Source organism: Piscirickettsia salmonis LF-89 = ATCC VR-1361 (genome assembly GCF_000297215.2).
Classification (GTDB): domain Bacteria; phylum Pseudomonadota; class Gammaproteobacteria; order Piscirickettsiales; family Piscirickettsiaceae; genus Piscirickettsia; species Piscirickettsia salmonis.
In genome coordinates this window covers 54,939-68,501 of sequence record NZ_AMFF02000080.1, presented here as the reverse complement: position 1 = coordinate 68,501, position 13,563 = coordinate 54,939, and the positions used below count along the sequence as shown (strand labels likewise).

Annotated in this window: 9 protein-coding genes; 2 read left to right on the top strand and 7 right to left on the bottom strand. The window is 35.8% G+C overall.

Features of this window, described 5'->3' with window-relative positions; all coding sequences use genetic code 11:
- Window positions 1–299, top strand: a 299-nt coding sequence (locus C200_RS08700; protein ID WP_033923738.1) for an IS30 family transposase, incomplete at its 5' end; no start/stop codon positions are given.
- Window positions 300–881: 582 nt separating this feature from the next.
- On the opposite strand, the gene C200_RS08695 is transcribed toward C200_RS08700, so the two are convergent.
- Window positions 882–2,108: an AmpG family muropeptide MFS transporter gene (locus C200_RS08695; RefSeq protein ID WP_016209398.1), complete on the bottom strand. Its 1,227-nt coding sequence runs from the start codon at window positions 2,106–2,108 to the stop codon at window positions 882–884.
- 598 nt (window positions 2,109–2,706) lie between these two features.
- On the opposite strand from C200_RS08695, the gene C200_RS08690 reads away from it, so the two are divergent.
- Entirely contained in the window at window positions 2,707–4,413 is a 1,707-nt protein-coding gene (locus C200_RS08690; protein ID WP_016209362.1) for a hypothetical protein, read from the top strand.
- Window positions 4,414–4,580: 167 nt separating this feature from the next.
- On the opposite strand, the gene C200_RS08685 is transcribed toward C200_RS08690, so the two are convergent.
- From C200_RS08685 to C200_RS08660, 6 genes are all read right to left on the bottom strand, one after another.
- Window positions 4,581–5,720: an MFS transporter gene (locus tag C200_RS08685; RefSeq protein WP_162180151.1), complete on the bottom strand. Its 1,140-nt coding sequence runs from the start codon at window positions 5,718–5,720 to the stop codon at window positions 4,581–4,583.
- A 329-nt stretch (window positions 5,721–6,049) separates the two neighbouring features.
- Window positions 6,050–8,740 carry a DUF4135 domain-containing protein gene (locus C200_RS08680; protein ID WP_016209395.1) on the bottom strand — a complete coding sequence of 897 codons (2,691 nt, stop codon included), beginning with the start codon at window positions 8,738–8,740 and terminating at the stop codon, window positions 6,050–6,052.
- A 291-nt stretch (window positions 8,741–9,031) separates the two neighbouring features.
- On the bottom strand, window positions 9,032–9,847 hold the full coding sequence (locus C200_RS14565; RefSeq protein WP_016209384.1) for a hypothetical protein: 816 nt from the start codon (window positions 9,845–9,847) through the stop codon (window positions 9,032–9,034).
- A gap of 350 nt (window positions 9,848–10,197) precedes the next feature.
- Window positions 10,198–11,118 (bottom strand): hypothetical protein, encoded by a 921-nt coding sequence (locus tag C200_RS08670; protein WP_032126585.1) that lies wholly within the window; start codon window positions 11,116–11,118, stop codon window positions 10,198–10,200.
- A 541-nt stretch (window positions 11,119–11,659) separates the two neighbouring features.
- Complete coding sequence (locus C200_RS08665) at window positions 11,660–12,748, bottom strand: hypothetical protein (protein WP_129556473.1); 1,089 nt, start codon at window positions 12,746–12,748, stop codon at window positions 11,660–11,662.
- A gap of 132 nt (window positions 12,749–12,880) precedes the next feature.
- On the bottom strand, window positions 12,881–13,303 hold the full coding sequence (locus C200_RS08660) for a hypothetical protein (RefSeq protein WP_016209380.1): 423 nt from the start codon (window positions 13,301–13,303) through the stop codon (window positions 12,881–12,883).
- Window positions 13,304–13,563 lie beyond the last annotated feature (260 nt).

The window sequence follows — 13,563 nt, the reverse complement described above, 5'->3', positions numbered from 1 at the left end:
TCTTTGATTTTAAAACCATCACCTCTGACAATGGAACAGAGTTTGCGGGTCATGAGGCCATTTCAAAGATCACTGAAGCAGACTTTTACTTTGCTAGACCTTATCGTTCTTGTGATAGAGGTCTAAATGAGCACACAAATGGTTTGATAAGGCGTTTTCTACCTAAAGGGACAGATTTTAATGAAATTAGTGACAAAGAAATAGCAAAAATAGAGCATACATTGAACACCAGAAGAAGAGCGAGTTTGAATTATTGCTCACCTAATCATGTTTTTTTAGAGTATTTGATGGCGGCTTAGTATAGAGTAGTGTTGCACTTCAGATGACGGAGGGCGATTTTGGCATCATTGCCTCCAAGCAAAATACTACTTATTCTCAGGATTTATATGGAAATGTCAACGGAGCCTAATAGCCAGCATACTTAAAACTCCAAAATTTATTTTAACTCTTAAAAATAAAAAATTTAAAATTTAACATCATTTCAATTAAAATTTTTAATTTATCCCCAACACAAAACCTCTTAATTATATTGTTAAATTAAATACTGTTATCTTTTAAAGATGCATTTGTAACTAGCATAAGTTTATTATCAGTAAAATATAAATTTATATTTATATTTATATTTATATTTATATTTATATTTATATTTATATTTATATTTATATTTATATTTATATTTACATAGATGATAAACTAAAGGCAATATCAATATTTTATTATTATTCATAAAATACAAATATAAAATTTACATAATTTTACTTGAAAAAAAATTAGAACTTTACTATGCAAATCAACCCCCTCGACTTTAATTGAACCAAAAAGGTAAATAAATTGGGTGTCATTGCAAAGAGCATCCCTGCCTTAGGTAAAGTGGTAACTTATTATTCTGTATCGAGCCGGTAATTTAATAAATGTTTTTTCATCCTAAACAATAAAATCAATGGCGGAAAACCAATCAAGCAGGTGATAAAATAAAACTGAGCCCAACCAAAATAATCTACCATAATCGCCGCTAATGGCCCAAAATAAACTCGGGGAATGGCGATAATAGCTGATAATATTGCATATTGAGTGGCTGAAAAGCGTTGCTTGCACAAACTCATTAAATACGCAACAAAAGCAACGGTTGACAATGCGCCACAAAAATACTCCACAAATACAGCTGTGGCCATTAAAAAATAACTTTTACTGGCCAGAGCCAGTCCCATATACGCTAAATTAGAAAGCGCCTGTAATATTCCATAACACATCAGCGTACGATAAAGACCTAATCGCTTATAAAAAATCCCACCAACGACGGTTCCCAGCAGTGAAGCTACCAAACTCATTGTCTTATAAATCGTGCCCATTTCTAGCAATGAAAACCCAACCCCTCTAATTAAAAAAGGTGTATTAAGTGCCAATGCCAAAGCATCACACATTTTATATGTTAAAATGAAAATCAATATTGAAAGCGCATGCTCTCGCCGCACAAAATCTTTCAGTGGACCGACAATGGATTCTTGTAATGATCGTGGAGTCGCTTCCTCATTCCTTAGTGCCGGCGCTGCAAATGTTGCTAAAATTTCTAAGGCCATCACCGCTGCCATAATTAAATACGTATTCTGCCAACCTATCTCTGCTGCAAAAACTAAGGCAACAGCGCCCCCAAATAGCATCGCAATACGGCCAGCTAAACTGGTAATTGCAGCCCCCACACCTAATTCATTGGCATGCAAAACATCAATACGATAGGCATCAATTGCAATATCTTGAGAAGCAGAGAAAAAAGAAAAAATCAAAGCAATCATAGCCAAGCCAAATGGGTACTGCTTGGGGCCCGTATACGCCATAAGCACCAAGCCAATCACCAACAGAACTTGAGTCAATAAGATCCAACTACGCCGTCGGCACCAGCCAAAAAGCGAAAAGCGGTCCATCAGCGGCGCCCATAAAAATTTAAAGATATACGGCTGTTGCACCATACTCAAAGCACCAATACCTAAGAGACTCACCCCTGCGACGGTATACCACGCCGATAAGGTCGAACCAACTAATATTAAAGGCAATGAAGATGAAAAAGTAAGTAAAAAAACAGCAGTCGTTCGGCGATTTAAGGATAAATTCATGTGTATTCATACTCAATATCTAAAATTTTACCATTACGCTCTTATCTAGCCGCCTTATCAGCAAAACAAAATAAGCTCTGTCATAATACCATCCTATTTCAACCATCAGCTACAATTAATCTATTTATTTTCTTAACGAGATTGACAGTGTATTACCTTTAAAAAAAGAAGCGATCACTTCATATTCAACACAAATTATTGACTCATTCACTTATATATAAGTTGCATATAATTTACATTATTAATTAAAATAAAATAACAAATTATTATTATAAAAATATATTAACAAATCAAATATCAAGTAAATAACAAATCAATAAATACCCAAAGTAATTATTTATAATATTATGATCAATATTTCCTTATGGAGCAAAGCACAATAAATAAAAGTAAGTTAGATAACTAATACAACCAAACTTTAACTAAACTTTAATAAAATAGATGTTTTATAAATTATTTTTCATTAACCCTCTAATAAATAGAGCGTTAAAATATTACTCAGACTAAGCTTAATATTTAAAAATAAAAAAATTATTATAGCCATTTAGATATTTATGATGTAGTAATATAACAACGTAAAAGTATGGAAGCATAGATTATGTCAACAATAGACGATTTATTACGTGGCCTTAGTGCAAGTCGACAACGAGAACTACTCGAAGAATTAACTGCCGTTTATAATAGTAGCTCTTCAAGACAACACCTTAACACTGAAGCACGTGAAAAATATCGCCAACTCCTCAGAAAGTTTGGCTACATGAACCGATTGCAACAATTTGATAAAACAGAAGGCGAATATAGCTCTCTAAACCACGGATTAGGCCCTTGGCCCGGCGTCCAGTTTTTTCCAAATTGGAATTATACTCGGCTACTCCTTCTGCGCTTTAGAAGGCAAGCCCAGGCCATTGCCAATGCTTTCCATTCAAATGTTTTCAATCGTAACCTTGGTCGTAGAGAGGTCGGAATCGGCTTTTCAATCCTTGGTGTCGTTTGGTATTTACCCAGGTTATTACGCCATACGGCGCTCTCATTAAAACATTTATTCAGCAATGAAAAAAGTTCTAGTGATTACTTTAAGAAGTACTGGTTTCAGTTTTTTAATGATCTCATTTGGGCTGCGACAGGCGCGATCACCTTAGGCATTGGTACCGGTTGGTATCTTGGCCCGTGGGCGGCAGCTTTAGGGCCTGGCGGAATCATCCTAACCGTCGCGCTGTATGCCTTCGACGTTGTTAATATGGTCGCTAAAGCGTATACGAAAATCCGCAAAATGAATCGTATTATTTCCCATACTAATGAACAAATTCAAGGTATTTGCCTAGAGCTTGCCTTACCATACTCTGCAGATATTGACACTCTACGCAGAATAATTGCAGAAGCAGAAGCAAAAATTTACCAAATGCAAGGACAAAGGACCTCTCAATTAGAGGGCTCTAATATTACTCCTGAAATAGTAAGTCGATTCGTATTCCAAAACATCACTGAAGAAATGAAGAAACTCCAACAATTAAAAGACCTTCTTGATATTAAAGAAAGAACGCTCCTTAGAAAATCCTATGTAAAATATGACCAATTCAGCAAAGTTGGCATTACTGTCGGCTTGCTTGCCGGCATGGTTTTAATGCTAACAGGTCCCATCGGTGCCGCAGTAGGTGCAGGTGTTGTTCTTGTAACCTGTGGTATTCAATATTGGCTTAACCACTACTTCTTACCTAAAAAGGAAGTTCAACTTGCTTCAGATCCATTAGAACTGCTGCATTTAAAGTTAAATAGCCATGTTGATAAGCAAATAATTAAGCTCAATGAAGAGCTCCAGTACTTAAAGAACGGTCCAGAGAAAAAACAAACTAACGACAAACTTCTCATGTATATGAGGGCAAGGGGAGCGCTCAACCACTGGAAAGGCCGACTAGAACGTAACAGTGACAGCTCTATATTGTTACGAGCTGCCGCATTAACTATGGATGCAAGCAAAATCCGCAGAAAAGGCACTGGAGCACCTGCTAGCTATAAAGACCTTAAATCCGCACTCAAACACTTTTCAACACCCTGGAGAGATGCATTTAAGGACACACAAGCACAATTTAGTCCGTTGCTCAAAGACTTCTCAGCATCGAGTAAAGTAAAACCTAACGCTGAAAGCCCAAGCCCACTATCACGAAGTAGTACGGACTCTCAAGGCAGTAGCAACGACGAGAACTTTAGCGAGAGACATTTGCTCTTCAAAGCAGCAGCTTCTCAAGCCGCCGCCGATAGCGGTTATCAGCCACTCCAAAGCGGAGTAACCATCGCCACATCACGATAACCATAATCGGCTCCAGTATAAAACTAGAGCTTGAAAGCGCCAGTCTCGCGATGGCAATGTTTTTAATATACCTTCTTAGCCATTGCGAAATGCATAAAATAAAACGAATCAGGGACTATCCTAAGCGTATACCCATAACTTAGCACACTATAAAACAAGTTCTCATTTTAATTTATGGATTTTTTCTGCCATTTTTTCTGAGATTTTTTTCTAGCCAATGAAGTGCTTAAGTTGAAATATTGCATGATAAGTAATATGCCAAGTGTAATTATCGATAATAATAAAAACGGCAACTTTACTGAAACTAACTGACTAAATGTTAACCCAAGCATCGGTATAATAATAGAAGCTAAGCCAAAGATCATCGTGTTTATTGAAGAGACTTTACCCATCATATGGGTCGGCGTATTTTTTTGCAAAAGCGTTGCGCTGGAAATACTAATTAAGGTGATTCCTCCGGCATTGAGCATTGCAAATACAAAAAATACACGTTGAGAAAGCATGGAAGAAAATGCGCCATAAGTAAACATGGAAATAATGACAAGAGTCGCACCTAATTTTATTAAAGTCACTTCATTGCTATTTTTATAACACTGACAAAAAATGCTCGCTGCCATTCCCCCAATACCAAAAAAAGAGCCAATTAAAGCAAAATCTTTGAAGTCTAACCCGATCGACTTTAGCAGCACAGGAAAAAGACTATCTCCTAAATAAATTGCAAATGCAGCTATTATCATCCCTAAAAAAGGAACCAGTAATTTTTTTATATCTAAATCACCTTGTGACAGTGGTCCCATAGCAATTTTAGAGCATTTATCACTCACCTCTTTCAAAAAAAAGGACAGGCCAAATGTCAAAAAAAATAAAATTGATGTAATTAAAAAACACCACTTTTTACCTAGAGTCGAAAAAACAACCATACCAATAATAGGCGCAATAATAAGCAAGCCATTTGCATTAAACTGAATCAAACTATTAACACTTAATAGCTGTTTTTTATCAACCGTTAGTTTTATGATCCTAGAGAGTGCAGGGAAAAACACTGTTTTTAAAGAAGAGCGAATAAAAACAAGAGCAAATAAAATAAAATAGCTATTAGTAAAAATTAATCCTATCGTCAAAAAAAAACACAAGATACTACTATATTGTATACATGTTATCGAGCCTTTGGCATCGACCAAGCGCCCAGCAAAAGGAGAAATAATAATACTCGGTATCGATACAGTAAAACTAAATAGAATAACTTTATATAGGGGTAACTTCCATAGATAAACAATCACTGTATATAACACAGTAAAGTCCATCATGAGCGCAAAGCTTTCTAAAAAAGAAAAGGCTAATACCACTCTAAATATAGTCGATTTTTTTACTAGCCTTATCGCCTCCATAAAATTAATATAGCCAATATTTTAAAGTTAAATACAAAATAAAAATGACAGCAATAATTTTTAAAGCTGCCATAACTAGAATTAAATCTTAGCCGATTGAGCCTGTGCATGAGCAGCTTGAGGAACAAGCTTCAGACCAAGCAAATTCATCAATAGACACTGACTCTAACTCACCCACTAAGGCAATAATTTGACTTTCAGACATATCACACTCCAATTTTATATTTAAATATTCACATTATTGAATATCAATGTACGCCAATTGATAACATGCTGTCAACAACATTCCTTTCATGGGAAGAAAGTAATGTAAGTAAAAATCCTGCTGTGCCGGAGAGCAAACCTGGAAGTTCGTCTTCATGGTAATAATTATCAACCAACACACCATAATTTAAGTAGATTAAATTAATTTTTTGAATTAAACTTTCTTTAACTTGCTCGCATCTTCGCTTAGTACTCTCTTTAATCTCTAGCTGACTCATCGTTAAGATCGTATTCAAAAATTCCAAATAGCCCGCTAAACCATGACACAGATTTAAATTGGCACTTTTTGAATACTCCATATGCGTAAGCACAATCTCTATCTCTTTATCAAAGTCTATATTAATATAGCGCCTTGCATAAAGCTTAGATAAAACAATCCCAATACTACCATGACACCATGACTCATCAGATTGACCATTATCCGGACGTCGCCAATGATTAATACTCGGATCAAAAAATGAACGTTCTCTTTTCATCAACATATTAATCACTTTGATATACTGTATATTTCGACCATAATGGTTCATATAAGCAGAAAGAGCGGCAATAATCCCTGCCGTTCCATGGGCAAAGCCAAGCAATGTTTTATCATTAAGGTGCTGATCAAGAGCATTCACTATTTTTAGAACCACTGACTGGCAAATACAGCCAAGACTTTTACTGATCGCATGATAGCTTTGCAATTGGCCTTTAATAGTCAGTAAGCCTAATACAATGCCTGATAGCCCTTTAATCACATCCAAATCAAGCACGCTTTTTACTTCCAACGCTGATGCCCCATAGGCTATCTTTTGCAAAGCCACTTGAATCACCGGCAGCTCTTCTAATAAATTCTCAGAAGTAATGATATAGACATAAAGGCAACCCACTAAACCCTGATATAAAGATGGCTCATAGGTAATTCTTTCTCGATAAAGGTAATTCTTAATATCATTACGAATGGTTTTATAATGTTTCGTTTTCTTAATGTTTAGCACAGAATTCAGCTGATGCCAGACCAATAAAATCCCCGGTGTACCATTATACAAATCTAAACTTGCCAGACCATTCCAAGTGTTATTTTCTAAGATAATCGTTGACATATGTGCCGTGCTAGAAATATAACAAAGCTTGTTAACTAAGCGCTGCCACATTGATTTAATAATTTCTATATGTGATACCCCTGCATCAAAAAAATCTTTTCTTTCAAGTGTATTAATATCAGGGGATATTTCTGTTAACGTTATTCCATCTCGCCTTGCAACAAAGGCTTTTTTAGCAACTAAGATATTATTAATTTGATTTTCTTTATCCTTATTAGAAAGTAACTTTATTTTTATATCAAACAGATCCTTCGCTGATTTTTCCATCTTTGTAAAAAGAACCTTACCATCATAAGAGCATAACTTTTTAGAATCAAATTTTGCATAAAAAATGGGGATACTCGCACTTTTTAATTGCTCAGCCTCATACTGATATAATGCTGTCGGCAAATCAACTTCATACATTTTATTGATTTCTAATGCTTGGCTTTGCTTAATGAGAGTCACCGGGTGATTAATGTTTTTAATAATATTAAAATAGGTTTTTGTTCCCCTTAAGATTACCCGATAATCAATATCACTAAATAACTCATTGACCTTGGCAATAAAGTCAGGCTTGATTTTCATGATTAAATCGTATGTTTTCTCAAAGCCTACAATTAAATCATCAATATGAGCTTCAAAGGCATTCTTCCTATTGATATCATAGGTTAAAGGACTGGCTTCTTCTTCACGATTAAGAATACTTCGCGGTAACATCAATGTGTCATATAAATGTCCAACCTCTTGATACTTATGCCATTTACCAGAAAAAATTGTTTCTATATCAACAATCACCGGATAATCACCATTGAAAACGATATTTTCATAATGCAGATCACACGATGAAAAAACATAAGCCAAGCATAGCAAAGCACCAAAGCGCTCGAATGCTAGATGATCATTTTGACCTTGCAAAGCCGAGCTTAACCGCTGATGATCCGCTGTAGCCGTTAAGATCGCATGCACTGATTGTATCCATGAATAATCTTGTTTATTAATATTTTTTAAAGCAATATTATCAAGCATTGCTGAAGTCTCAACTTCATTGAGCCAAGTGATAAAATTATTATATTTTTCAAATAAATCGCTTAACCTCGGCTTATAGTAAAACTCACCTGACTCTTTTAGCTGGCTCTTAAAACCAATACAAAATCCACACTCAAGCGCACCATGAAAGTCTCCCACAGGAGAGACCTCAGTAATAACTTCAATTTTCTCACCAACTAAAATATGCGACTCAATTTCTCGTATATCAGCCGCTAGACGCAGATAAAATTGCAGCAGTGCATCTTTTAAAAAACGACACTGTAAATCAAATGAGTTTTTGCTATGGTACTTACTTAAACATGCATTTAAATCAAACCCAGTTAAATATTGATGATAATCATTGCTTTTGTTCTCTTTAAAGTAAATTTGGCTATCCACTTCAAGCGCTCTATATAAAGTAACATCTAGCAAAGAAGAATAGAGTTTTAAAAAGCTCTTCGTAAGAGTTGTCTCACTGATTTTACCCTGAGGAAAAGAATCAAGAATATTCTGAACATCCTTGGAAGAAATGAACTGGCCAATGATACTTCTATAAATGTCTAAGAATGCCTCATTTTTATTCATAACTGTAACCGAGCCTATTATTTAAATCGTCAATATTAAGATCTATAACAGCCGAGTATTTTATCACAAACTAATCATGGGCATAGTGAATTAACAGCAATATCACCATCAAGTTTTTTATATTAAAAACTTAATTTTTAAGATAAAAAATTAGTTTAATTAAAACAATAAATTAACATCATTAAAGATAGAAAAAATAATAAATGCAACTTACAACGCAGAGCCTTTGCCTTGTAAATTGCTAATATTAAACACTTCAAACTATGTTATAGCAAGGCAGGCAAGTCACCTTTAAGCCTCTAAACAGACCTCTAATGTTTGACTCTGAGCTACTTTATAATGATCAAACATCAACATGGGTTGACTTTGGTCTTCATTTTTTGAATGCGAGAAAAACCTTTCATTTTCACGATCTTTAGCACTTAAAAAATACCCTTGACTTGAGCTTTTCACACCAAACCGAGCATAATGGTGGATATCTCGCATCCGAACTTTTGCACCATCCGGGCAAATTTCTTGCCTTAACAAGCTATTCGTAGGAAGATTCAAGAGTCGAACCAGCTCATTCGCTGTTGCTGTGGTGTTGCCTAGATGGAGCAGACCACTTTTTTGCCTAATCGATGCCGCAAAACACAAATCTTGTAATGTCTGGCATTGCCCCAATGTCTCTTGTTTTGATGCTGAAGTATCAAAATTTTGAAGTACCTGTCGCAATCCAACAAGTTTTTCTTCTTTAGCAGTTACTTTTTTTTGTTCCGTACTAGCCACTAATTCTGGCCCTATACATTTCTCGCAGCTCGCTATATACTCATTTAATTGAGTGTTGACCTCTGCAATAAGCTGAGGACCCCTTATATTCAACAGATACCTAGAGAGTTTAGAATTCCTTTTTAAATAGTCTTTTTCTAGATACCTTAAAGCATCTAAAAGGTCTCGACCTGATTGCGCAGTAGTCACTGCAGATAGCGTCTTTCTAATAGTAAGAAGAGGATCGTAACCTTTAATATTAGAAGCAGGGTTATATGGGTTGCCGGAGTTATCCATTACCTCTTGACGAAGCTCTATGAGCCATTGGCGTATTTTACTACGTAAAGGAGAAAAATTCATTTCAACCTCCATCAGATCCAAGGTAAGGATAACTTTACAATTTAAAAAATATTTAATTTATTTAATAATAGTAAATCAATATATAAATATTACCTTAGTTTAACTCTATAATAAATATAATATTTTTTAACAAAATTTTGTAAGGCTGTCACTTTATATCAACTCCAAAGTAAAGTCGCTATCTTTTTTATTTGAAATGCTGTAAATCCCCCAAGTAACCCATGTTTATGGTTTCATGAAACAACAGATAACAAAAAAAGACAATGCGTTATCAATCAGAAAACGGCCTTGAGTTCGATTGGTATTTGAACATTAAGGCCGCTTAACTGGTTATATTTAAAGTAGTATTTTTACATAGAAGGACTTGCAGAATCCATTTTACCCTTCAGACTTTGAAGAAATTTATTGGTGTCAGGTTGAGTTCTCCCCCAAAAAAGAACACCACTTTGGTGATCGCCTTTTACTGTAGCAAGTATCTTTTCTACTTCTTGTAACTTTTCCTCTAAATTCCTGTGATCACGACTCTCGATACAGTTAAAGAGCTTAAATACTCTTTCAGGAACTTTAGCGAGCACACCATCTATTAATGGAATCTCGAATTTACTACTACCAATCCCGAGCTTAAAGCCTCCTTCTTCCGGACCAAGTGCAGCTTTTTTCAAAATATCTTGCTTCAGCAGTTCTAGCCGACTTGAGCAATCTTCAGGTCCAGCTTCAGCCTTTTCACTCTTTTGCTCTAACAATTGCTGCTGCAACTCTTCTACTTTCCGCTGCTTCTCTTCCAGCAATTGGTCCTTCTGCTCCAGCTCCGCCTCTAACAAAGAGATATTTTCTTTACTCTTTACATGTTTGTGGCTACTAATTGCTTCCAGTAACTTTAATCGTAACGAGTGAATTTTCGTCCGCTCTGCTCTTAATTTCGACCCGCTCTGCTTCTGGCTCTCTTGATGCTCTTGATGTCCCTGATGCTTCTGTTTAGTCTGTTCGTGCTCACAAATATTGATACAAAACTCTAGCTGTTTTTCAAAAACAACACATCCCGGCATATCAAAATATTTCTGAAGCAACTCATGCCGTTGCATCTCATCTAAAAACTCTTGAAGATCATCCAATGAGCTAAGATTCTCAAGTTTCCCCTGAAAAATCTCCAAATTATTAAGCAACCCTGGTATAAGACGAGCCCGCCTCTCTAGCTCACTCTTATGAATACTATTTAGCCACTTCTGCACAAGATTTTTCAAAGAATCAAGCTTGTTATATACATCCGGCATATTTATCTCCAAAGCTGCATGAAAATTTAAGAATAATCAAAGGAAATCAATCAAGTTAATCTTCCCTAAAATATTCTATATAAATATTTATATTTAAATTTTATTTATTTAATAATACAGATTATTATCCAACTGATTTAATTAAGTTTATTTTAATTAAAAAATTTTATAATAAAAACAATAGTATTGCCTACGTAAATATTGTAAATATTAAGTAAAGAAAACCAAAGGTAAAAGTTAACAACCCTGGAATTTTTATCGAAGTTTTATTTTTTCAGATTGACCTAGAACGGCTAGAACCAAGAGACTAACAGGCTGTAACAACATTTTTTCAAGCGTTTTCAACGCCTTTTTATTTAAAATCCATTATATTTTTCTCATATTATTTTTTATTTAATTCTATAAATTTTAACTCTGTTAATATCATTTAAAACGATTTAAAAGATATAAATTTTAACTAAAGTGATAGGGTTAACGGAACACTCAATCAAGTATATAAATTATAAATAGACAAGCTAAAAGCGATTTTCCTCACTATCCGTTAATCACCACAATCAAGATTCTTGATATACACATTTGTCGACGGCTGTGTTCTAGCAAAAAAGAAAAAAACCCGGTGCTGAACCTCATCAGCAACTGCTTGTATCGCTTGTATTCTCCTGAGCTTATCCTCTGGGGTAAAATTAAGACCATCCTGGTTTGCCTGAATTATCAACAGGATTTGAGCAATCCTTTTCGGCACTTCTATAGATCTACCACCATTTACACTTATAGAGCATGTACTGCCACCGATCCCCAACTCAAAACGTCCAGCTTGAGCATCCCTCACAATCTTCTGCATTACTAAATCTAGCCTTTGCTGTGCGGAGGGTCCACCTTGAATATTCATATTTGACTGATGAGAAGCTCCAGCTCCTGGAGTACTTGGGCTTGGCTCTACAGTTTGGTCATTTGCTCTTGATTGATGCGAAGGTCCTGCTTCTGGAGTCCTTGGGGTTGGCTCTGCAGTTTGAGTACTTGTAGCCCCTAGCTTTTGCCGCCTAGCAGACAGCATTTGTTGAAGGTGCTGTATTCGTATTTCAAGAGTAGTGAGTGATTCTACACAATTATCTAACCTTTGCTCACAAGCAGCTTCCTGCTTCTTAAAGTTCTCTAATTGCCGTTCACAAAGGTCAAATCCCCGGCCTGTAACTTCTGCTCTCTGTCCAACACTCTGTGCTTGTTGTTCTAATGACAAGCTAGCACCTGTACTAATGGACTCATCTTCATCACTAACACTGGATTGAAGAAAAATCTCGGCCTCTAAAGCACTAGTGCTTGGCCCTGCGACTTGGAGACTCGTACTAGATTGATGAGAAGATTCTGTCTCTGGAATATTTGCGCTTTGTTCTACAACTTGAACACCTACACTTAGCTGATTAGAGGTTCCTGCTCCTAAAGCACTTGTACTTGGCTCTGCGACTAGCTCCCCATTATATACTTGATTCAAAGTACCTGTATCATCGCTTTGCTGCACATCAACCCTTACGCTATGACGAGGAGGAAGCCTATCAAGAGAGTCTTCTACTCCCTTCAGGGTATCTGCTACTTTCTGACTAAGGATATTATATCTCTGGCGAATAACAGCCAAAAGAGCTGCGTTCTCTTCAGTCCAGTGCTGACTAATAACCTCCACTTGTCCATCAGGAGAATCTGCCTCCTGTGCAGTGACCTCTGAGTCTAATACTATTTCTTCATCACTAAGGCTAAGCTCACTAGAAGATTACATTTCTAAAGCAGTTATGCTTAGTTCACTGTCTTTTTCACTAGTTAGCGCCACCCCAGCAACTAATAGTTCATCCCTCAATGATGGTCCCCACTCAACAATCTCTTTAGCTGCTACCCCTATCTCTTTAGCAGCTATCCCCACCATTTCTTCACAAGCTAGAATATATTCTGCTAACAATTTGTCTTGTAAAACAGAGTCGTATGCACCAACTAAGTGACTTTCTTGAAGACAAACTAAAATATCGAGGAGAACTTCCGCCGATTTGGCTCTCTCTACCTGCTTCTCAAGCTTACTAAGAAAGCTAATAGCTCTATGAACTTCCTCTTCAAAATTACCGTCTGGTTGAGCAACAGGTAAACTTATAGCAACATGTTCTAATAACCTCAGCACACTCGCCTGTAAATCTTCAAATAACATAGTCATCTCCAACAGATAATGTTAAAAATAATTCTGCTAGCTAAAAAAAGAACAAGCTAACTTTAGGATAATAATCAGGCTTTATATTTTTATGCTACATCTAAAATACTGCTGTGATAACCTGCTTTTAAGTATTCGATTTGTTCTCCTAAATATAACTGCACAGCACTCATGCTTTTAAAATAGGGAGATTACAATCTAAAAATTAAAGCAATTTTTTGTACATGTAAAGTAAATTTTAAGCAAGGGAAGCTATCGCC